General features: G+C 41.1%; 1 protein-coding gene. It reads right to left on the bottom strand.

Annotation, left to right across the window (positions count from 1 at the left end; translation table 11 throughout):
• Positions 1–237: 237 nt before the first annotated feature.
• Positions 238–600: a hypothetical protein gene (locus J7338_RS20550; RefSeq protein ID WP_210798829.1), complete on the bottom strand. Its 363-nt coding sequence runs from the start codon at positions 598–600 to the stop codon at positions 238–240.
• Positions 601–676 lie beyond the last annotated feature (76 nt).

Genomic DNA, 676 nt, shown 5'->3' with positions numbered 1-676 from the left:
AACAATTTACCGTGGGTGAATAATATCTATTAGATCACAGTAACCAACTCGGTTCAAGGTTAAAAAACAATCAAGTCAATTGTGTAGAACCAGTTCCTAAAAAGAGTAATTCTACAGCCTCAACACCCACATAAGGGGCAGTAATACGTGGGCTAAAATTTGGAGCGAAGCGACAGAGCCCACGTGTTACTGTCCCAGCGAGCCTGCGAGCGGCTTAATGTGTTTGTTATATGCGTGCTAAATAAGAGCACCGTTAAGAAGTAACCCAGGCATAAAGAAGCTTACAGCAAAAGCAGAAGAGCCAGTCATCGCAATAGCTAGCAAACAGAATGACGCTTGTAATGCGAACACACTAGGTTTAGCGGAGGCGCTGTGCCGCCAGCTTATAGCCACCGTGGCAGCGACAATTTCTATTTTTGAGTACCAGTTTTTAATGAGGTGAAGTGCAGGTTTCAGACTAAATAGGAGAAATGTAAACGCGACTTCAATGCCGCCAAATTGCAATAGCATGGCTATTTCTGGAGCTAGCACCGCAACAGCTATAATTGCAAAGCCGATTATGAGCTTTTGAAAAAGAGAAAGTTCTTCCCAGTTTTTCATATAAATCCTTTTTTATGAGAAACGATAAAAATTCATATTAACAAAGATAATAGCGCTTCGTTGAACTAAAAGCATA

It is taken from the genome of Pseudoalteromonas ostreae (genome assembly GCF_018069805.1).
Taxonomy (GTDB): domain Bacteria; phylum Pseudomonadota; class Gammaproteobacteria; order Enterobacterales; family Alteromonadaceae; genus Pseudoalteromonas; species Pseudoalteromonas ostreae.
The sequence above is the reverse complement of the archived record's forward strand: the minus strand, read 5'-3'. Positions and strand labels throughout refer to the sequence as shown.

Excerpts from the sequence above, each read along its gene's own strand:
- J7338_RS20550 (WP_210798829.1), bottom strand. The coding sequence starts at position 600 with ATGAAAAACTGGGAAGAACTTTCTCTTTTTCAAAAGCTCATAATCGGC.